18 protein-coding genes are annotated in these 21387 nt (G+C 64.3%); 15 read left to right on the top strand and 3 right to left on the bottom strand.

Going from position 1 to position 21387, the window contains the following annotated elements; all coding sequences use genetic code 11:
* Positions 1-65: 65 nt before the first annotated feature.
* Positions 66-755: a hypothetical protein gene (locus tag HOP58_RS04870; RefSeq protein WP_234259711.1), complete on the top strand. Its 690-nt coding sequence runs from the start codon at positions 66-68 to the stop codon at positions 753-755.
* A 103-nt stretch (positions 756-858) separates the two neighbouring features.
* Here the strand turns inward: HOP58_RS04870 and HOP58_RS04865 are convergent, their stop codons facing one another.
* Positions 859-2040 (bottom strand): site-specific integrase, encoded by a 1182-nt coding sequence (locus HOP58_RS04865; protein ID WP_234259710.1) that lies wholly within the window; start codon positions 2038-2040, stop codon positions 859-861.
* Positions 2041-3041: 1001 nt separating this feature from the next.
* Between HOP58_RS04865 and HOP58_RS04860 the strand changes: the two genes are divergently transcribed.
* Both HOP58_RS04860 and HOP58_RS04855 read left to right on the top strand, forming a co-directional pair.
* Positions 3042-4961: a GGDEF domain-containing phosphodiesterase gene (locus HOP58_RS04860; protein WP_234259709.1), complete on the top strand. Its 1920-nt coding sequence runs from the start codon at positions 3042-3044 to the stop codon at positions 4959-4961.
* Positions 4962-5082: 121 nt separating this feature from the next.
* On the top strand, positions 5083-5508 hold the full coding sequence (locus tag HOP58_RS04855; RefSeq protein ID WP_010627849.1) for a DUF3617 family protein: 426 nt from the start codon (positions 5083-5085) through the stop codon (positions 5506-5508).
* 73 nt (positions 5509-5581) lie between these two features.
* Here the strand turns inward: HOP58_RS04855 and HOP58_RS04850 are convergent, their stop codons facing one another.
* Both HOP58_RS04850 and HOP58_RS04845 read right to left on the bottom strand, forming a co-directional pair.
* Positions 5582-8698 (bottom strand): efflux RND transporter permease subunit, encoded by a 3117-nt coding sequence (locus tag HOP58_RS04850; protein ID WP_234259708.1) that lies wholly within the window; start codon positions 8696-8698, stop codon positions 5582-5584.
* Positions 8698-9798, bottom strand: coding sequence for an efflux RND transporter periplasmic adaptor subunit (locus HOP58_RS04845; protein ID WP_234254202.1), 1101 nt, complete (start codon positions 9796-9798; stop codon positions 8698-8700). The genes HOP58_RS04850 and HOP58_RS04845 overlap by 1 nt, the downstream gene beginning before the upstream one ends.
* A 413-nt stretch (positions 9799-10211) precedes the next feature.
* Here HOP58_RS04845 and HOP58_RS04840 point away from each other — a divergent pair, with 413 nt between their 5' ends.
* From HOP58_RS04840 to HOP58_RS04785, 12 genes are all read left to right on the top strand, one after another.
* Complete coding sequence (locus HOP58_RS04840) at positions 10212-10397, top strand: hypothetical protein (RefSeq protein ID WP_234239777.1); 186 nt, start codon at positions 10212-10214, stop codon at positions 10395-10397.
* A gap of 55 nt (positions 10398-10452) precedes the next feature.
* Positions 10453-10992: an A24 family peptidase gene (locus tag HOP58_RS04835; protein WP_234259707.1), complete on the top strand. Its 540-nt coding sequence runs from the start codon at positions 10453-10455 to the stop codon at positions 10990-10992.
* A gap of 27 nt (positions 10993-11019) precedes the next feature.
* Positions 11020-12381 (top strand): AAA family ATPase, encoded by a 1362-nt coding sequence (locus HOP58_RS04830; protein WP_234259706.1) that lies wholly within the window; start codon positions 11020-11022, stop codon positions 12379-12381.
* On the top strand, positions 12378-13208 hold the full coding sequence (gene cpaB, locus HOP58_RS04825) for a Flp pilus assembly protein CpaB (protein ID WP_234259705.1): 831 nt from the start codon (positions 12378-12380) through the stop codon (positions 13206-13208). The genes HOP58_RS04830 and cpaB overlap by 4 nt, the downstream gene beginning before the upstream one ends.
* A 75-nt stretch (positions 13209-13283) precedes the next feature.
* Positions 13284-14906, top strand: coding sequence for a type II and III secretion system protein family protein (locus tag HOP58_RS04820; RefSeq protein ID WP_234259704.1), 1623 nt, complete (start codon positions 13284-13286; stop codon positions 14904-14906).
* 28 nt (positions 14907-14934) lie between these two features.
* Entirely contained in the window at positions 14935-15234 is a 300-nt protein-coding gene (locus tag HOP58_RS04815; RefSeq protein WP_010627857.1) for a hypothetical protein, read from the top strand.
* A gap of 102 nt (positions 15235-15336) precedes the next feature.
* Entirely contained in the window at positions 15337-16524 is a 1188-nt protein-coding gene (locus tag HOP58_RS04810; RefSeq protein WP_234254197.1) for an AAA family ATPase, read from the top strand.
* 26 nt (positions 16525-16550) lie between these two features.
* On the top strand, positions 16551-17912 hold the full coding sequence (locus HOP58_RS04805; protein WP_010627859.1) for a CpaF family protein: 1362 nt from the start codon (positions 16551-16553) through the stop codon (positions 17910-17912).
* The gene (locus tag HOP58_RS04800) at positions 17903-18889 is read left to right on the top strand and encodes a type II secretion system F family protein (protein WP_010627860.1); all 987 of its coding nucleotides are present in this window, start codon (positions 17903-17905) and stop codon (positions 18887-18889) included. Before HOP58_RS04805 ends, HOP58_RS04800 begins: the two co-directional genes overlap by 10 nt.
* A gap of 13 nt (positions 18890-18902) precedes the next feature.
* Positions 18903-19883, top strand: coding sequence for a type II secretion system F family protein (locus tag HOP58_RS04795; protein ID WP_234259703.1), 981 nt, complete (start codon positions 18903-18905; stop codon positions 19881-19883).
* A gap of 36 nt (positions 19884-19919) precedes the next feature.
* Complete coding sequence (locus HOP58_RS04790) at positions 19920-20870, top strand: tetratricopeptide repeat protein (protein WP_051004628.1); 951 nt, start codon at positions 19920-19922, stop codon at positions 20868-20870.
* 63 nt (positions 20871-20933) lie between these two features.
* A complete protein-coding gene (locus HOP58_RS04785) occupies positions 20934-21386 on the top strand; it encodes a TadE family protein (RefSeq protein ID WP_010627863.1) in 453 nt (150 codons plus the stop codon).
* The last annotated feature ends 1 nt before the right edge of the window (position 21387 follow it).

Here is a 21387-nt window from a genome sequence, read left to right as displayed (position 1 = left end):
GAATTTGCTTAGGTTGCGTAGAAGCCAGGAGGAATCATAGCTCCTCACTTTGAAGTGGGTTGCAAATGATTCTGATTCATATTTTTTTCCTAGCCGCTCCATTCATGAGCACAACGACAGCACGGTCGCTGATCTATGCTGTCGAGAAATGGGTGTGGCCCGGAACAACATGCATCGCCAGTGGAGCGGAGGAGGACGGTGCCATGCCGAGGAAAGCACGGCGTCAGCGTCAAGATACCTTCGATTTCTTGTATCTGTGGCTGACGGGGTACGACGTTCAGGTCGAGCTAGGTGTGAATCATCGACTGAGGATGAACCCTCTATGGAGTAATCTCGATACGCGTGTGATGGAGGCCCGCAGTGAGCTGGAAGTCAGAGGAAAATGCTTTTATCCCGAGGAGCGGAAAGAGGAGAAGTTCGTGCTCACTCTGAGGGGAAACCCTGGCCCAGGTGATTTTTCCCATACCGTGGCTGATATTCAACAACACGACGCACATGGAGCGCCACGATACCGGACGTACCGTGGCTGCCCTGTGCCGGTATTCGAGTGCCCGAAGGGGGTAGCGATACTCAGACGTGAGCGGCATGTCGATACCTGGAACGCTTGTATGCATGTTCCTGAAAATTATATCAGTGATTGCCTTGTAGTACTGAGCACAAAGGCAGCGCGCTACATCTACATCCACGAACACATTGTTGAGAAGGAACGTTGGATCAATAGCTTCTCGATTCAGTCGAACGATCCGACGGAATAGCTTTCGACGAGCCGGTATGCCGAGAAAGACATTCCGATTACTTGCTGATGCTCGGGCGGCACTATACCGTGAGGGTAGAGTAGTAATGCTGCAGTTCAGTGGTTCAGCCAAGATAGTCTGCCCATTCCTGCATCATCGCCCGACGCTTCTCGAACAGGTCGCCTCGGCGGTACGCGGCCTCCACCTTGTTCTCGATAGTGTGGGCCAGTGCCATTTCGGCGACATCCCGCGGATAGCTGGAAACCTCACCTGACCAGTCGCGAAAGCTCGATCGGAAGCCGTGGGGTACGTAGTCGCCACGCTTGCCACCGACGCCATACCCCATGCCGCGCATCAGTTGCAGCATCGCCATGTTCGACAGGGGCCTGCCGAGCCGTGCTCCAGGGAAAACGTATGGATTACCCTGCAACCGCGGCAGGTCGGAAAGCAGTGACACTACCTGGGTGGGTAGCGGAACCCTATGCTCCCGGCGCGCTTTCATGCGATCGGCTGGTATCGTCCAGGTTGTGTTCTTAAGGTCGATTTCCGGCCACTCCGCCCGCAGGACTTCCGAAGTCCTCGTCGCTGTCAGGATCAGGAACTGCAGCGCCTTGGAGGAAATGCTGGTATAGCCCTGAAGCTCGGCCATGAAGGCAGCAACTTCATCGTATGGCATAGCCGGGTGGTGGCTGACTCTCTTGACCCGGGAGGGCTTGGCCAGCAGCTTGTCCAAGTGGCCGCGCCATCGCGCAGGATTGGCTTCATCGCGGTACTTGTGAGCTGCTGCATAGTCCAGGACGTTTTCGATTCGTCCCTGTACCCGCTTGGCTGTTTCTGTCTTAGATGTCCAAATGGGAGTGAGAATCGATACGATATCTTGGGTGTCGATCTCGTCCACCGGCATATTGCCAATTACCGGGCGAGCGTATGTTTTCAGCGTGCTGACCCACTGTCGAGCGTGCTTCGCATTGCGCCAACTGCGCCGGTGGGATTGGATGTACCGAGCAGCGCAACTCGTGAAGGTTGGCGTAGATGTCTCTTGCTGTTCGGCATCTCGTGCCTGAATCGGGTCGGCTCCGTCCTTGGCGAGACGACGGTAGTGCTCAGCCTTGCGACGTGCATCAGCCAGGCCGGTGTCAGGGAAGCTTCCCAGGCCCATCTCACGGCGCTTGCCCTTCAGCGTGAATCGAAGCACCCACTTCTTTGCTCCGCCCCCTGAGACTACCAGACGAAGGCCGCCGCCATCCTCATGCTTGCCAGGCCCTGCTGTGGCGACCTTGCGTGGACTGAGTTTGTGTATTGCCATCGCTGCCCTTTCTCCATGGCAGGGGAAGGGTGGTCCCCCAAATGGTCCCCCAAGATGATAGGATTACGATAGATCTTGCGGGACGTTGATGCAATACAAGTGACTGATATTAGATGAATTCGTAGAGCTTTCAGGACATCCTGGGAAGCTAAGATAACGGACTCCCTCTCCGCCACAGATTTCGAAAACCCGGCTCAGCGAGCCGGGTTTTTCGTATGCGTGACCAGAGCACAGTAGCCACGTAGTGTTTGTGGTGTATCTATTTCAGCCCGTGTCCGTCATTTCCTACAAGCTCCCTTATCTCAGGTTAAATACAGCAGGCTTCTGGGCTGCCAGACTGCACACCTGAGCCAGGGAGGCTCATCAGGGATGATCGAGTCAGGATGACTCACCTCCAAGGATGCTTGAGCAGGAAGCTCGAGGTGGAAGTAGGGAAGCGAAGATTCAGCCCGGCTGAGAAGCCGGGCTTTCTTGTTTTATTTTGTAGCATTTGGTGTCGATCTTTTATCTGATGCTAGCCATATAGGCTGCACTAGCGGACTTAAATTTTGCGTAGCCAAAGGGTTACGAGAGGCGAGTTAATCGGCACATGGCTTACAGCAGGTGAATGCTTACAAGCTTTGTAGGTTATTTCTTACAAGAAAGCATATCCCAGGTTAACAGCATTTTGCTCAAAAGCTGCCATGCTGGTTACAAGGGTAGGAAGCCCGAAACAGGGAAGGCCGCATCAGGACGATGCAAGTTCCAGGGAAGCTCGATCAGGAGGATCGAGGGTGAAGCACGGAGGCGAAGATCAGCCCGGCCGAGAGGTCGGGCTCTTTGCTTTTGGAGGGTCGTTTCTGGCGAAGTCTCCGGCCTTAAAGCTTGAAAAGTCGCCTGATGGCCATCGATATTTTGCTTTTGCTTTGTCGTAACAGGGTAGATGATGGAAAGTCGATCACTGTAGGATAATTTTAGATTTTTCTACTATAATTTGACGTATCCTTCTACCAGGTGACGGGATGTCCAATTCTGGCTGGCTGGTCAGCATATGCCGTACGGCTACTGCAGGGGCAGTGGCTGGCCTGCCGATGGCCGCCTTCGCGGCGGCAGGGAAAAGCGTACTGCCTCTATCTCCCGGGTGGGGCGGGCTCGCGCTGACAGTGGTACTGGTGCCTGTCCTGGTCGTCGCCGGGCTGGCCTATCGCCGCAGGCTGACGAAAGAGACAGAGCGGCTGCGGGCCGGCCGGGAAGAGCTGGCGACCATCCTGGACAGCGTCGATGCCTGTATCTATGTCAAATCGGCGGACCTGCGCTATCAGTACGTCAATTGCAAGACCGTCCAGAGCATCGGGTTGCCGGTCGACTCGATCCTCGGCAAGACCGACTTCGACCTCTTCGACGCGAACATGGCGGCGGATCTGCGCTTCAACGACCAGCGGGTGTTGCAGCAAGGGGAGAAGGTGGTGGCCGAAGAGGGCCACGTGCTGGCAACGGGCGACACCATCCGTACCTATCTGTCGATCAAGCTGCCGCTGCATGCCGCCGACGGCTCGATTCGTGCGCTCTGCGGTATCTCCACCGACGTCACCGAGTATCGTGACATCCAGGAGAGCAAGTACCGCCTGACCTATTACGATCCCCTAACCGGCCTCCCCAATCGCCGCCTGTTGCTGGACCGCCTCGGCATGGTCGTCAAGGGCACGCGTCGCAGCGAGCGCTATGCGGCGTTGCTGTTCATAGACCTGGACGATTTCAAGGTCGTCAACGAGACCCAGGGACTGTACAGCGGAGACCGGCTGCTGAGTCGGGTGGCCCGATGCCTCGAGGAGGTGGTGCGGGAGAGCGATACCCTGGCGCGCCTGGGAGCGGATGAGTTCGTCCTGCTCATTCACGACCTGGGGCTCGACGTGGAGCAGGCCGCGCATGCCGCCGAGCGCGTGGCGGAGAAGCTGCTGGGCCAGATCGTGAACGCCCGGGGTGAGGACGGCCAACTGCCGGTGCTGCCCATCACCGCCAGCATCGGCATCACGCTGTTCGCCGACGGTGACGCCAGCGTCGAGGCGGCCATGCGGCAGGCGGACATCGCCCTGCAGCAGGCCAAGGCGGCAGGCGGGAATACGCTGCGCTTCTTCAATGCCGAGATGCAGGCCGACGTGATGGAGCGGGTATCGCTCGAGGCCGACCTGCACCAGGCACTGGCACGCGATGAGCTGTGTCTGCACTATCAGGTTCAGGTCGACAGCCACGCCAGCGTGGTCGGTGTCGAGGCCCTGATTCGCTGGAACCATCCCAAGCGCGGCCTGGTCCCACCGATGCTCTTCATCCCCCTGGCGGAAAAGAACCGGCTGATTCTGCCGATCGGCTACTGGGTGCTCGAAACGGCTTGCCGGCAGTTGGCCGAGTGGGCCAAGGAGCGCGACAAGGAGGGCCTCTACATTGCGGTCAACGTCAGCTCGGTTCAATTCCACCAGACCGACTTCGTGACTCGCGTGCAGCACGCACTGGAGATGACCGGTGCCGATCCGGCCCGCCTGGTGCTGGAGGTTACCGAGAGTCTGCTGATGGAGGATCCGCAGTGGGTGCGTGAGATCATGCTGCGCCTCAGCAAGCTCGGCATTCGTTTCGCCCTGGACGATTTCGGCACCGGCTTCTCATCGCTCAACTATCTGAAGCGCCTGCCCCTGCATGGCTTGAAGATCGACAAGTCGTTCGTCAACGGCGTGCTCGAAGACCCAGTGGACGCCGCCATCGTCAATACCACCATCACGCTGGCGGAGAGCCTCGGCCTGGAAGTCACGGCGGAGGGGGTCGAAAGCGAAGCTCAGCATCGCTGGTTGCTCGAACAGGGCTGCCAGGTGTTTCAGGGCTACTATTTCGGCCGCCCGCAGGCCAGGGAGAACCTCAAGCTGAAAGTGGCCGAGAGCTTCATCCCCACCTAAGGGGGGAAAGCGTTACGCTGTGTTTCCTCCTTTTCCTGTTGTTGCTGGGTTAAGCTGGTGCCTACGTGTTGCCGGAGGCATCGTTTCCTCTGCCATACCTACCACCACAACGGAGAGTTTCATGTCCTTACGACCCTGGGTTGCCGCTGCCGTGCTGATGTTCCCGCTGACGGCGCTGGCCGATACGCCCAACATCGTGCCGGGCCAGTGGCAGTTCACCAGCACCACTTCCGTCAAGGGCGACGTGCCGATTCCCGATCAGACGGAGAGTCATCAGGAGTGCATCGTTCAGGGCGATCTCGACGATGCCGACTTCCAGTTCCTCGAAGTCGAGGAGGGCTGCGAGCTGCTCGAGCACAACGTCTCCGTCGATGGCGTCGATTACCGCATGATCTGTCGCGCCGAGGGCGGCGAGGCCAACATCGACGGCCGCATGGACTTCCTGGGAGAGCGGGTCGAGGGTAGCGTAAACATCGACACCGAATCGCCCATGGGGCAGATGCGTCTCGAAACCGCCATCGAGGGCGAACGTCTCGGCGAGTGCTGAGCGCACGTCTCGCTGATGCCACGTGAGGGCCACCCAAGGGTGGCCCTCATCGCTTTCAGGCACTGGATCGGCTTCAGCGAGGGTCGACCGGCACCTCGCCCATCTCGGATTCCAGGCGCCGCTTCACGTCGCCGGGGGAGCCGGTGTGGCGTGCCAGCAGGTCGTAGGCCACCGGTACCACGAACAGCGTGAAGAAGGTGGCGGCGGCCACGCCGGCCATGATCACCGTGCCGATCACCATGCGCGATTCGGAGCCGGCTCCAGTGGAGACAATCAGCGGGATGGCACCGGCCATGGTGGTTACCGCCGTCATCAGGATCGGGCGCAGGCGCGTCACGGCGGCATCGAGCAGGGCGTCGCGGAAGGCCAGGCCCTGATCGCGCAGCTGGTTGGCGAACTCGACGATGAGAATACCGTTCTTGGCCGCCAAGCCGATCAGCATGACCAGCCCCACCTGACTGTAGATGTTGAGCGACTGCCCGGTCAGCAACAGACCGAGCAGGGCGCCGCTCATGGCCAGGGGCACGGTGAGCATGATCACGAAGGGGTGAACGAAGCTCTCGAACTGGGCCGCCAGTACCAGGAACACCACCAGTGCTCCCAGCACCAGCAGGAAGGTGGTGGCGCCGCTGGCCTCGCGATAGTCTCGCGAGGGGCCGGCCACGTTGGTCTGGGCCTCGGGCGGGAGAATCTCGCTGGCCGTCTGCTCCAGGTACTCCAGCGCTTCCCCCAGCGGGTAGCCGTCCACCAGATTGGCTTCGATGGTGATGGAGCGTATGCGGTTGAAGCGATTGAGGGTGCTGGCGCCCGCGTAGTCGGTCAGGGTCACCAGGCTGGCCAGGGGGATCAGCTCGCCCGAGCGCGCCGAGCGCACCTGGATGTTGTCCAGCGCCCGGGGGCTGTTCTGCCGGGCCCGGTCGCCCTCGAGGATGACGTCGTACTCCTCGCCGTCGTCCACGTAGCGCGTCACGTTGCGCCCGCCCAGCAGCACCTCCAGGGTGCGGCCGATCTCGGTCACCGTGACCCCGAGCGAAGCCGCCCGCTCGTAGTCGATGTCCACGCGTAGCTGCGGCTGGGTTTCGCGATAGTCGCTCTCCAGGCCCGCCAGGCGCGGGTTGTGCTCACGAATGTGCTCCAACATCAGATCGCGCCACTCGGCGAGCTGCTCGTAGGTGCCGCCACCCAGTACGAACTGCACCGGCTTCTGCACGCGCTGGCCGAAACCCTGCCGCATCACCGGGCTGGCCTGTATGCCGGGAAGATCGGCCAGCAGGGCGCGCACCTCGTCCATGATCTCCCAGGCGCTGCGGCGCTCTCCCCAGTCGGCCATGTTGATGATGGCGAAGCCGCCGTTGTAGTTCTCGATGTTGCCGAAGCCCCGCGGCGCGCGAATCACCACGCGTTCGAGCTCGCCCGAGTCCAGCAGCGGCTGCAGGCGCAGCTCGATCTCGTCCATGTAGTCCATCATGTAATCGAAGGTGGCGCCTTCGGGGCCGTTGACCAGGATAATGAAGTTGCCACGATCTTCGCGTGGGGTGTACTCGTTGGGCAGCTGTTCGGCCATCCACACGGTGGCCGCGATCAGCGCGACGAATACGGCCAGCACCGCCAGGCGCGCCTTGAGCACGATTTCGAGCAGTGCCCGATAGATGCGCTGCGACAATTCCAGCAGCCACTGCACGCCACGGGCCGCCAGGCTGTCGCCCATGTTGGGCTTGAGGATCTTCGAGGCCATCATCGGCGTGAGCGTCAGCGCCAGCAGGCTGGAGATTGCCACCGCCGCGGCCATGGTCAGGGCGAACTCGGAGAACAGCCGGCCCACGTTGCCTTGCAGGAAACTCAGCGGTACGAACACCGCGACCAGCACCAGGGTGGTGGCGATAACGGCAAAGGCGATCTGCCGTGTGCCGCGGAAGGCTGCCACCAGCGGCGTTTCGCCGTAGTCGTGCATGCGCCGGTTGATGTTCTCGAGCACCACGATGGCGTCGTCGACGATCAGGCCGATGGCCAGCACCAGGGCCAGCAGGGTGAGCAGGTTGATCGAGAACCCCATGGCGGCTAGCGCGATGAACGAGCCGATGATGGCGATGGGCACCGTCACCGCCGGCACCAGGGTGGTACGCACGTTGCCGAGGAACATGAAGATGACCACCACCACCAGCCCCATGGCGATGAACAGCGTGATCACCACCTGCTCGATGGCCCCGGCGACGAACACCGAGGCATCGAAGTTGAGGCTCATCTGCATGCCTTCGGGCAGGGTGGCCTGTAGCCGCTCCATCTCCGCCTGGACCCCCTGGGAGAGCTCCAGCACGTTGGCGGTGGACTGCATCATGATGCCGAGCCCCACCATCGGCACGCCGTTGGCGCGGAACACCGAGCGGTCGTCCACCGAGCCCACCTCGACCCGGGCCACGTCGCCCAGGCGTATCAGGTAGCCGTCGCTGCCCTGGCCGATGGCCAGGCGGCGAAAGTCTGCCGCCTCGGCGAAGCTGCGCGGCAGCCGCACGATGAACTGCCGCTCGCGGGACTCGATGGAGCCGGCCGGCAGCTCCACGTTCTCGGCGCGCAGGGCGTTCTCCACGTCGCTCACCGTCAGGTTGCGTGCCGCCAGAGCGTTGCGGTCGAGCCATACGCGCATGGCGTAGTCGCGCCCGCCGCCCAGCCGCACCCGGGCCACGCCGGGCTGCACCGAGAGGCGATCGATCAGGTAGCGGTTGGCGTAGTCGGTCAGCTCCGGCATGGAGTAGCCCTCGCCGGAGAGGCTCAGCCACACCACGATCTCTTCGCTGGAATCGGCCTTCTGCACCTCGGGCGGGTCGGCGTCGTCGGGCAGGTTGCGCTGGGCGCCGGCAATGCGGTCACGCACGTCGTTGGCCGCGGCGTCGATGTCCATGCCCAGATTGAATTCGATGTTGATGCGCGAGCGGCCGTCCTCGCTGGAAGAGGTCACCACCTCGATGCCTTCGATCCCGGCAATCCGATCCTCGAGCACCTGGGTGATGCGCGACTCGACCACGTTGGCTGCCGCCCCGGGGTAGCGCGTGTCGATACTCACCACCGGTGGGTCGATGGCCGGGTACTCCTGCAGCGACAGCCGCTCCAGCGAGAGCAGGCCGAAGGCGACGATCAGCAGGGCCAGCACCGTGGCCAGGACCGGCCGCTGTACGGAGATGTCGGAGAGGCGCATCAGGCGTCTCCCTCGTCGCGATGCGCCTCGAGAATCTCGCGAATGGACATCTCGTCGTCGGCGATGCCGAGCAGTTGCACACGATCGCCCTCCCGGGCGCGCTGCACGCCATGAGAGACGATCAAGTCATCAGGCTCCAACCCTTCGAGAATCTCAGCCTGGCCGATACGGCGCTCGCCGACGCGCACCTCGCGCCGCTCCACGCGGTTCTCGTCGGCCTCGTCGATCACCAGCACATACTGCCGGTCGCCGCTGGGAATAAGTGCCGACTCGGGTACCACCACGGCCTGGCGCGGGCTGCGCTGCAGGATCACTTCCATCAGCATGCCCGGGCGCAGGCGCAGCTCGGGGTTGTCGATCTCGGCACGTATCGTCACGCTGCGGCTCACGGGGTCGACCCGCGAGCCGATGCTGCTCACTTCGCCCTCGAACAGTTCGTCGGGGAAGGCCACGCTGCGGGCGGAGAGCGGCAGGCCGGGCTCTAGGATCGCCAGATAGAGCTCCGGCACACTGAAGTCGAGCTTCATCACGTCGAGCTTGTCCAGGGTCACCAGCTCGGTACCGGGGGTGACCAGGCTGCCGACGCTGATGTTGCGAAAGCCGACCACGCCGTCGAAGGGCGCGCGCAGGCGGTAGTTGGTCAGTCGCGCTTCCAGCCCCTGAATCTCGGCCTCCACCTGGCGCAGCCGCGCCTGGCTGTCTTCCACGTCGGCCCGTGGCGCCATGTTGCGGTTCTGCAGCTGGGTCAGGCGGTCCACCGCGCTGCGACGCTCGTCGCGCAGGGCCTGCGCGGCGCGCAGTTGGGCCTGCTCTTCACCATCCTCCAGGCGGATCAGCATCCGGCCGGCCTCCACCGCTTCGCCATCGCGGAAGTTCAGCTCGGCGACCAGCTCGGTCACCGTGGCCGAGAGCGTCACGCTCTCGTCGGCGCGCAGCGTACCCAGCGCCTCCAGCGGGTCGGACCAGGGCTGCAGTGCGGCGCGGGCTCCGATCACGGCGGTGCGGTCCTGAGCCGCCAGCGGCAGCGAGACGGCCAGCAGCAGGCAGAGCGGGGCCAGCCAGCGGCAGGCTCCGGAAAAAGAAGTGCGCGATGTGGTCATGGGTGGCTCTTGTCGTGGTTTTCGGGTCGCGACGGAAGCCAACTCCTTTGGCTTCTGAAAGCACTGAACGAACTGGCGAGCTAGACGAAGCGCAACGCAGCGATTCGTTGGCGTAGCCAATGAGTGCAGAGCTTCCTTAACAGGCTACTCATATTGGCACCAACCAATATGACAACAAATTCGCAATATCCTCTCTACTTCCACGCTTGAATTGTACAGGTATTGCACAGCTTTTGCCTCCTGTGCCGTTTCGTGCCTGCCCGCCGGTTCTGCAAGATCCTCCAATCGCTCTGCAAGATTCTCCAAGCGTAACCGCTTTGTAGCGGCGATGCTGAGTCACGTGAGCCGGGGCAAAGGCGCCGGACTCCGACAGCAGCAAGCTTGGATGACAAACCTGAAATGGGAGAAAGACCATGAGCAAGCTGATGCAGGGTGTCGTGCGCTTCTGGCGCGAGGAAGAGGGTACCGAGGTGGTGGAATGGGCTTTGGTTGCAGGAATGATAGTGGCTATTGGAGCTGCTGTATTCACTGCATTAGGAACACAGGCAAGGGTTCTGTTGAACCAGTTGCTTCAAGCAATTGGTGGTACCGCTGTTTAATTCAAAGTTATGCCGACAAGGATGTCGGCAGTGTTGATATTATAAGGTGAGGCGAATGGATAATTCTATTATATTAGTTTCCTGCGCAGTTCTAGTATGGACCACGGCAGCTCAGGATTTACTTCACCGAAAGATTCCAAATTATATTGTTATGGCCGGGGCCGTCGTGGGGTTTTTGCTGCAGGGGTGGGCAGCGGGAGCCGGCGGTGTCCTGGCCGCCATCTACGGTCTTGTGGCCGGTTTGGCCATTCTACTGCCGGGTTACCTGATGGGCTTCACCGGCGCCGGGGATGCCAAGCTGATGGCGGCGATAGGTACCTTTCTCGGTCCTGTTGGTGTGCTTCAAGCAGCACTTATCAGTATTTTCGTTGGTGGCGTTATCGCCTTAGGCTTTGCTTCAAGTGCACTCATTAACCGGCAGTCGATTTCCCCATGGGAGCGCTACTCCATCATGATGCGCACCCTGGTGGCCACCGGAAGGCCGCTCTATATTCCGCCCGTCGAGGGTGAAGTGATGGGTAAGAAATTCCCCTTTGCCGTTTCCATTGCCCTGGGCACCACTGCCTGGGTCGTCTGGCAGTGGCCGCTGGTTTAAGCGGTAATCGAATAGAGGAGCGACGGCATGGATACGAAAATTGACATTGCAGGCAGCGAAGATGCCGCCGATGCCCTGCCGCCGCGCCCTGCCAGCGTCGAGGAGACCGGGCTCACGCCGCTCTACCTGATGGACCTGCTCTCCAAGCAGCTGCTCGAACAGGGCGTGCTCGATCTGCACCAGCTCAGCCGCAGCGCAGCCCTGGCCGGCAGCGTGGTGGAGACGCTATGCCACCTGTTGCGCCGGGAGGGGCGCGCCGAGGTGCGAGGCCAAGGCGAGAGCGGCGCACTGCGCTTCGGCCTTACCGAACTGGGTCGTGCCGCTGCCATGGAGGCGCTGATCCGCGACGGCTATGCCGGGCCGGCACCGGTGCCGCTGGAACGCTACACCACCCTGGTACGGGCCCAGGCCCTGAGCGACGTGGGCGTCTCCCGCGACGAAGTGCGCCAGGCCTTCGCCGATACCGTGATCGACCCGATGCTGCTCGATCAGCTCGGCCCGGGGCTGCACTCCGGTAGGGCGATGTTCATCCACGGCGAGCCGGGTACCGGCAAGAGCTACATGGCGCGTCGCCTGGTACGTCTGCTGCCCGGCGAGGTGCTGGTGCCCCACGCCATTCTGGCCGGCGGCAAGGCGGTGCGCTGCTTCGATCCCTCGGTGCACAGCCCGCTGGCGATGCCTGGAGCCGGGAACACCGGCGCGGCGCTGCTGCTGGCCGAAGGGCACGACCCGCGCTTCGTGCGCTGCCGGCGGCCCTGCGTGGTGACCGGGGGCGAGCTGACCATGGAGCGTCTGGAGGTCCAGTACGACCACGCGACCCACATTCATCAGGCGCCAGTCCAACTGCTGGCCAACAACGGCATGCTGGTGATCGACGATCTGGGCCGCCAGCGCATGGCGCCCATGGAACTGTTCAACCGCTGGATCGTGCCGCTGGAGGAGCGTCGCGACTTCCTGGCGCTGGCCAACGGCTACCACTTCAGCGTGCCCTTCGACGTGGCGCTGGTGTTCTCCACCAACCTAGACCCGCTGTCGCTGGCCGATGCCGCCTTCCTGCGCCGCATCGGCTACAAGATCCGCTTCGCCCCGCTGAGCCGCGAGGCCTACCGGGAGATCTGGGCCCGCCAGTGCCGGGAGAGCGGCATCGGCTTCGACCCGACCCTGGTCGATTTCGTCATCTATGAGCTGCATGCCCGTCTCGGCGTGCCGCTGCTGGCCTGCCACCCACGAGACCTGCTGGGGCTGGCGGGGGATCACCTGCGCTACTGGGGCGGCGAAACCCTCGACCGCGAGGTGCTCGCCTGGGCCTGGCAGACCTACTTCGGAGACTTCTCGAGCGATGACCGCGCAGGCGGTGACGCCCACACGAGCGGGAGGAACGCGTCATGAAGAAGAAAGGCATTGTCACGATGTTCTGCGTCTCGCTGCTGATGGCCGGCGGTGCGGCGCTGATCGCCATGAGCTGGATGCAGCAGCAGCACCAGGAGCGCGACGCCTTGACCGAGGCCGGTCAGGTGGTGGTGGCGGCACTGCAGATCCCCTTCGGCACCACGGTGCAGGCCAGCGACCTTCGGGTCATGCGCCTGCCACCGGAGTCGGTGCCGCCGGGCAGCTTCGACGACATCGAGCGCGTAGTGGGGCGGATCAGCAACCAGGTGATCTTCGCCGGCGAGATTCTGCATGAGGGCCGCGTGGCCGAGCATCTGGGGGGCAGTGCACTGGCGGCGCTGCTCGACCCCGGCAAACGGGCCATGAGCGTGCGGGTCGACGACGTGGTCGGGGTGGCCGGGTTCCTGCTGCCGGGCAACCGGGTCGACGTGGTCTCCTCCCGCAACAACGGCAACGGCACTCGCAACAGCGTGGAGTCGAGAACCGTGCTGCAGAACCTCAAGGTGCTGGCGGTGGACCAGATCGCCTCCCAGGAGCGCGACGGCCCGGTGATCGTGCGCGCGGTGACCGTCGAGGTGGATCCCACCCAGGCGGAGACCCTGGTCAAGGCCACCCAGGAGGGCAAGGTGCAACTGACCCTGCGCAATCCGTTGGACCAGGAAGAGAAACCCGACCTGCTGGCGGCCCAGCGCGAACTGCTCAACGTCGAGCCGCCGCGCGCAAGCTATGCGCCGCCGCCACCGCGTGCGGCCCCTGCGGCTCAGCCGCAGCGCCAGGTAATGGTAATACGCGGCACCGAGGCCAGCACCGTGAACGTGCGCAACTGAAACGCAGGGAGCGCAGCAATCCGGGCTGGCGCCGGGTCGGCCGAAGCCTATCAGAACAGGCAGGGGAGAAGCGTCATGAGCATACAAGGCGAGGGGTGGGGATCGGCGGTGCGGAAGGGAGCGGCGCACACGAGAACGGCATGGCGGGAAATGGCATGGAAGGGGTGGGCGCTGGCGGTGTGCGCCGCCCTGGCCCTGAGCTGGGCGACAGCGCTACAGGCCCAGGAGAGCACGCGTAGCGTCGCCATGCCGGTGGAGGGGCGCACGGTGTCGGTGGCGGTGGAGTTGAACAAGGCCCAGGTGCTGCAGTTCCCCCGCGCGGTGCGGGTGGTGTCGGTGGGCAATCCCGAGATCGCCGACCTGGTGGTGATGGGCTCGCGTCAGCTCTACGTGCTGGGCAAGTCCACCGGAACCACCAACGTGGTGCTGTGGGATCAGTCGGAAAACATCCAGGGCACCCTCAACGTCACCGTGACCCACGATCTTGAAGCGCTGAAGGGCCATTTGCACGCGCTGCTACCGGACGAGAACATCCAGGTGCGCTCGGCCCAGGACAGCATCGTGCTCAGCGGCGAGGTCTCCAGCGCCGAGCGGCTCGATACCGCGCTGCGGCTGGCCATGCGTTTCGCCGGTGGCGGGGAGGATGCAGTGCTCAACCTGATGCAGGTGGGCGGGGCCAACCAGGTGATGCTGGACGTCAAGGTGGCGGAGGTCTCCCGTTCGCTGATCAAGCGGCTGGAGGCCAACTTCAACGTCTTCAACGTCGGCTCGTCGGCGCTCAGCTTGGGAGCGGTCAGCGGTGGAGCCACCTTCCCCGATGCCATCTTCCAGGGGCCGGGCGGGGATTTCCGTCTGCCGGTGTTCCAGAACGGCACGCGAACTCCGCTGGGGCCGATGGTGCGGGAGTTCTCCCCCGCAGTGGCCAGCATCGAGGACACCGGTATCTTCGCCAGCTACCAGCGCAGCGACTACCTGCTCAACCTGGTGCTGGACGCGGCCAGCCGCGAGGGCGTGGCCAAGATCCTCGCCGAGCCCAATCTCACCACCCTCACCGGGCAGCAGGCCCAGTTCCTGGCCGGCGGCGAATTTCCCATTCCGGTGCCCCAGGGCAACGGCCAGGTGGCCATCGAGCACAAGGAGTTCGGCGTCGGCCTGAGCTTCCTGCCGGTGGTGCTGGATTCCGGCTCGATCAACCTGCAGGTCAACGTATCCGTCTCCGACCTGGTGCCGGCCAACAGCCTGCGGGTCGGGGTGGGCGATCAGGTATCGGCGCAGTTCTTCGTACCGGCACTGGTCAAGCGCAGCGCCAGTTCCAGCCTGGAGCTGGCCTCGGGCCAGACCATCGCCATCGCCGGCATGCTCAACGAGAGCCTGCGCGAGAACGTCTCCAAGTTCCCCGGCCTCGGCGACCTGCCGGTACTGGGCGCACTGTTCCGCAGTCAGGAGTTCATCAAGGAGCAGACCGAACTGGTGATCTTCGTCACCCCGCGGCTGGCGCGCTCCTTCGCGCCTGAGCAGGTGCGGCTGCCCACAGGTTCGTTCGTGGCGCCCAGCGACCTGGAGTTCTATCTGCTCGGTCGTTTCCAGGCCCGTGACGAAGACGGCGGCTCGCGGCCCCGCCCCAGCAGCCTGGATCTGGAACTGATGTCGAGCCGCCGTGCGGGCGGCACCGAGGGCCGCTTCGGCCATGACCTGTGAACCGAACGCCACGATGGAGGTGTCCGCCATGTTCCCACTGAATCCTTTTGCCGGCCTCGGCCATGCCACTCATCGCCCGCTCGCCCGTGGCATCCGGCTGGCAGCCCTTGCCACCGCCGTGGGGCTGGCGGGCTGCGCGGCCCAGCCCGGCGCCGATCTGCCGCCCTTCGGCGACACGGTGCAGCACACCAAGCGGTTGCAGACCTACGAACCCGGTGATGACGCACCGGCCCTGGGGGGCGCCAAGGCGGCCGAGTCGATGCGCAACTACCGCAGCGGCGGGGCGGGGCAGCAGTCGCTGCCCATGAGCTCCAGTTCGCTGCCTTGAGCGTTTGCCGGGCGCAAGGCGCACAGCGAGCGGAAACGCAAACAACGGTGCCGGTCGGGCGACCGCCGGCAAACCAAGGCTGACGACCAACGGGTATTCGCCATGCTGACACGGCTCGAGATACGGCTGGTGGGGCGCTCCAGGGCAGACATGGAGGCGCTGGAAGCGCTGCTGCGCAGCCAGGGTGGCATCGACGTCACCCTACGGCAGCTGATCAACGGAAACGTCGATCCGCTGGAGGACGTAGAGACGCTGCCCGACGCGCTGGTGCTGATGGTGGGAGAGTGCTGGGAGGCGGAGCTGCTGGCGCTGTGCGAGCGTCCCGTCGGCGAGCGCCCACCGCTGCTGGTGGTCGGCCCCAAGGGCAACGTGGAGCTGATTCGGTTGGCCATGCGTGCCGGTGCCCGGGACTACTTCTCTCCGCCCATCGACGACGGCGAGATCGGTCGCTTCCTGCGTGAGATCGTCCGCGACCGCCGCGAAGAGCAGGCACTGCCGGCGGCAAGCCTGACCGCAGTGATCAATGCCAAGGGCGGCTCCGGCGCCAGCCTGGTGGCGGCCAACCTGGCCCATCGGCTGGCGGTGGAGGGCAAGGAGTGCGCTCTGGTCGACATGGACGTGCAGTTCGGCTCGCTGCCGCTTTATTTCAACCTGACCCCCGACCACGGGCTGGTCCAGGCGCTGGACGCCGCCGACAGCCTCGACAGCCTGGCCATGTCGGCCTATGTCCAGCAGCACGAGAGCGGCCTGGGCCTGCTGGCCTCGTCGCCGGAAGACCGCGTGAGTCTCGCCGAGGTGCCGGAGATCCGGGTCGAGCAACTGCTGCACGTACTGGGCCAGGATCATGAAGAGGTGGTCGTCGATCTGCCGCGCTGGATCAACGGTGCCACCGCCTGCGTGCTCGAGCGCGCCGACCGCGTGCTGATGGTGATGCAGCAGAGCGTGGCGCACCTGCACGACGCCCAGCGCCTGCGCGACATCCTGATTCACGAGCTCGGATTGCCGCCTGCGCGCCTGACTGTGGTGGTCAACCGCTACGACAAACGCAACGAGGTGTCGTTGGGTGCCATCGGCGATGCCCTGCCGCGGCTGCCGATCCATACCCTGCCCAACGACTACCGTCATGCCAGCCAGAGCATCAACGTCGGCAGCCCGTTGATCGATCTGGCCCGCAAGGCACCGCTGACACGCGCCATCAAGGCGCTGGCGCTTGCCTTGACGACACCGCGCGAGCCGCCGGCGCCTGCCCGGCGCTGGTCCCTGCGGCTGTGGAATCGCACGCAACACTGACCCTTGCTGACGTCCGGGAGGCGGCCATGAACTTTCGCGAACGCATGACCAATGGAGATGAGGAGCGTGGCTGGGGCGGCCGCGGGCTGGCGGGCGTGAGCCTGTCGCCCCCAGAGCAGGAGTGCAAGCAGCGGCTGTTCCGTCAGTTGGTCAAGGTGATGGACCTGGCGCTGCTCAGCAGTCTGGAGGAGCGCGAGGCTCGCAGCCAGGTGCAGCAGGTGTGCGAGGCCTTGATGAGCAAGGAGTCGCTGCCGTTCAACGCGGCCGTACGCCAGCGCATCGTCAGCGAGCTGCAGGACGAGGTGCTGGGCCTGGGGCCGCTGGAGACGCTGCTGGCCGACAAGACGGTCTCAGACATCCTGGTCAACGGCACCAACCCGATCTACGTGGAGCGCCGCGGCAAGCTGGAACAGACCCGGCTGCGCTTCGACAGCGACCAGCATCTGATGACCATCATCGACCGTATCGTGTCCAGCGTCGGGCGGCGTGTCGACGAGTCCTCGCCGATGGTCGATGCACGGCTCAAGGACGGCTCGCGGGTCAACGCGGTGATTCCGCCGCTGGCCATCGACGGGCCGATGCTGTCGATCCGGCGCTTCGCCGTGGACCGTCTCACCGCCGAGAATCTGATCGCCCATGGCAGCCTCTCGCCGGTCATCGCCCAACTGCTGGAAAAAGTGGTCAAGGCGCGGCTCAACGTGCTGGTCTCGGGCGGTACCGGCGCCGGCAAGACCACGCTGCTCAACGTGCTGTCGGGTTTCATTCCGGCCGATGAGCGTATCGTCACCATCGAGGACTCCGCCGAGCTGCAGCTGCAGCAGCCCCACGTCGGTCGGCTGGAAACGCGTCCGCCCAACATCGAGGGGCGTGGCGAGGTGACCCAGCGTGATCTGGTGCGCAACAGTCTGCGCATGCGACCCGACCGCATCATCGTCGGCGAGGTGCGTGGCGGTGAGGCCTTCGACATGCTGCAGGCGATGAATACCGGTCACGACGGCTCGTTGACCACCATTCACGCCAATACCCCCCGCGACGCCCTGACCCGGATCGAGAACATGGTGGCGATGAGCGGCTACCAGCTGCCGCCTCGTGCGCTGCGCTCGCAGATCTCCTCGGCCATCGATCTGGTGGTCCAGGTGGAGCGCCAGGAGGACGGCGTGCGGCGCCTGGTCAGCGTGCAGGAGGTCAACGGCCAGGAGGGCGAGATCATCACCATGTCGGAGCTGTTCCGCTTCGAGCGCGAAGGCATCGACGAGCATGGCCGGGTAGTGGGGCGCTTCATGGCCACCGGCGTGGTGCCGGGCTTCTACGATCATCTCAAGCGTCGCGGCCTGGATCCTGGGCTGGAGGTGTTCCAGGTGGGGGGAGGCCAGCGGTCATGGGTCTGAACGTCAACCTCTCCGACGAGGCGATCTTCATCGGCATGATCTTCATTGCCGCCTTCCTGCTGATGCAGAGCTTCCTGGTGCCGACGTTCGGCGAGAACCGCAAGGCGCAGAAGCGGCTGAAGAAGCGCCTGCATGCCATTTCGGCCAGCGCCGATCATGGCAAGGCCTCGCTGGTGCGGCGCAAGTACCTGCGCCAGCTGTCTCCGCTGGAGCGGGCGCTGGAGGCGCTGCCCGGCATGGCCCGGGTCGAGCGGCTGGTCGAGCAGGCGGGGCGCGAGACCCCGGCCTACCGGGTGGTGCTGCAGAGCCTGGGACTGGGCGGCATGTGCGGCACGGTCGGCTTCCTGCTGCTGCCGCAACCCCTGCTCGGCGTGCTGTTGGGGGTGGGCGTGGCGACGCTGCCGTTCATGCACCTGCAGCGCCTGCGCAGCCAGCGCCTGGCGCGTTTCGAAGAGCAGTTGCCCGACGCCCTGATCATCATGGCTCGCGCCCTGCGTGCGGGGCATCCCTTCAGCGACGCCATGCACCTGGTAGCGGAGGAGATGGCCGATCCCATCGCCGGCGAGTTCCGTACCACCTTCATGGAGATCAACTACGGCGGCGAGGTGCGTACCGCCATGCTGGGCATGCTGGAACGGGTGCCGAGCGTGACCGTGATGGTCTTCACCACCTCGGTGCTGATCCAGAAGGAGAGCGGCGGCAACCTTGCCGAACTGCTCGACGGTCTGGCCGCGGTGGTGCGCGACCGCTTCCGCTTCCAGCGCAAGGTACGCACGCTTTCTGCCCAGGGGCGCATGGCGGCCTGGATCCTCTCGCTGCTGCCGTTCGCCCTGGCCGGTGTGCTCACTCTAGTGTCGCCGAACTTCCTGCCCATGCTCACCCAGGACCCCGTGGGGCGGCAGATGATCGCGGCGTCATTCTTCATGATCGTGGTCGGCATCCTGTGGATGCGCCGTATCGTGCGTATCGACGTATGAGGAGGAAGCCCGCATGAACGTTTCAACCGCTTGGCTCGAAAGCGTCAGTGGCCTGCTGAAGGACCCTCAGGCCATGCAGCTTGGCTTCGCCGCACTGCTGGGCATGGCCGTTTTCAGCCTGATGGTGGCGCTGGTGCTGCTGGTGATGGGACTGTCGGATCCGCTGCGGCGGCGGCTCAAGCATCTGGAAGCCAGCGCCGAGGTGGCCGGTGGGCATGGCAAGGCGGATGAGAGCGGGCTGGTCCAGTGGCTCGGGCCCATGGGCGAGAAACTGATTCCAGAAAAGGATGAGGTGCGCAGCCGGATCGCCACGGAGCTGCGCCATGCCGGCAAGCGCTCGCCATCGGCCGTCAGCCTGTTCTACGGCATACGCCTGCTGCTGACCGTGGTGCCGCCACTGCTGGTGCTGCTGCTGATCATCCCATTCGTGCGCCTGCCCCCGATGGTGGCGGTACTGCTGCTGATCATCCCGGCCATCCTCGGCTACCTGCTGCCGCGCTTCTGGCTGGAGCGGGCGATCAAGCTGCGCACTCAGCAACTGCGCCGCGGCCTGCCTGATGCCCTCGATCTGCTGGTGGTGTGCAGCGAGGCCGGCCTGGGGCTGGGCGCGGCGATTCAGCGGGTGGCCCGCGACCTGGAGGTGAGTCACCCGGAGCTGGCGGACGAGCTGCACCTGTTCGGCATGCAGACCCGTGCCGGGATGGACAACAAGACCGCACTGCGTGACCTGGAGGAGCGCACCGGGGTGGAGGACATCCGCGGCCTGGTGACCACGCTGCTGCAGAGCATGCGTTTCGGTACCAGCATCGCCATGACCCTGCGCCTGTTCGCCGTGGAGCTGCGCGACAAGCGCACTCAGGAGGCGGAGGAGAAAGCCGCCAAGGTCAGTACCAAGATGCTGTTTCCCTTGATCTTCTGTGTCTTTCCCAGCTTCTTCGTGGTGGCTTTGGGGCCGCCGCTGCTGGGTGCGGCGGCCGCCCTGGCGGGGCGCTGAGTCGGCCAATGTCATCAACGAGTGGGAGGGATTGTCATGAAAATCACTACACGATGCCGTGCGGCCTGCGCCGTTGCCACGCTGTCCCTGGCACTGGCCGGTTGCGCTGCCACCGGAGGGGGTATGTCCCAGGAGAGCGACGTCTACGGTGCGCTGGGCGCCGGTGGGTCGTCGGTCGCCTATGGTACCGCCTTCCCGGTGGGGTCTCCCGAGGAGGCCTACCGCAACGGCGAGGCCGCCCTGCGTGCCGGCGACGCCGATCGCGCGCTGTTCGAGTACCTGCGCGGGTTGCGCATGGAGCGGCGCCCCCAGGCCGAAGCGTTGTACCGGGTCGGCATCATCCACCACGGTCGCGGCAACCATGAACTGGCCGACATGGCCTATCGCTGGGTGCTGGAGATCGATCCGCGCCATCCCGGTGCCGGCACCGCGCTTGGCATCATCCTGATCCAGCAGCGCGACTACGACCAGGCCGAGCGGTTACTGGCGCCAATCGCGGCGCGGCGCGATGCACCCTGGCAGACCCACAACGCCCTGGGGGTGATCGCCGACATGCGCGCCGACCACGCCACGGCACAAGGCCACTATGCGCGGGCCCTGGAGACGAACCCGAGAACGCCGCTGGTGCTCAACAACCAGGGCTACTCACGCTACCTGGCCGGCGACCTGCCGGGGGCGCGTCAGGCACTGCGCCAGGCGCTCAACGCCAATCCCAACTATGACCTGGCCTGGCGCAACCTGGGGCTGGTGCACGCCCGCGAGGGCGACTACGACACCGCCATCGAGGCGGTGGCCAGAGGCGGCGACCGGGCCAAGGCCTACAACGACATCGGCTACATCTCGATGCTCGAGGGGCGCTATCAGGATGCCCTGGGCTTCTTCGAGGAAGCCATGCGGCTTTCGCCGGCCTACTACGTCACCGCCAGCGAGAACGCCCGCAGTCTGGATCAATTGATCCGTCGTAATGGAGGCGAGGTCATCAACTGATCGCCCGGGCAGCGTTCCGGCATCGTCATGACCGGAGCGCTGCCCGAGCAGGGAGGGCCAGGCATGAAAGCAATACGCTCGGCGCGCCGGCAGCGCGGCTCGGAGGTGGTGGAGTTCGCGATTTCGGCGGCACTGCTGTTCATCCTGCTGTTCGGCATTATCGAATTCAGCGTCGCGCTGTTCGACAAGGCAACGCTGACCAACGCCAGCCGCGAAGGAGCCAGAACCGGCATCCTGTTCCGGCCCGAACCGCGCGACAACGGGAACGAGAACGCCGCCATCGAACAGGCCATCCGCAACTATGCCGAACAGTACCTGATCTCGCTGGGCGGGCCGGCGAGCATGACCATCGACATCCAGCGCATCGACCGCAACGGCAACGGCCGCTTCGATTCCGGCGACGAGATCGTGGTCAGCGTCGACTACCCCTACCAGTTCCTGCTGCTACCAGGCTTCATCGGTACCCTGGGCAACGTGCTCGAACTCAATGCCACCACCGTGATGAGGGCGGAATGAG

This window comes from Halomonas sp. MCCC 1A11062 (genome assembly GCF_021404355.1).
Lineage (GTDB): Bacteria > Pseudomonadota > Gammaproteobacteria > Pseudomonadales > Halomonadaceae > Halomonas > Halomonas aerodenitrificans.
This window is presented reverse-complemented; position numbering and strand designations above follow the sequence as displayed.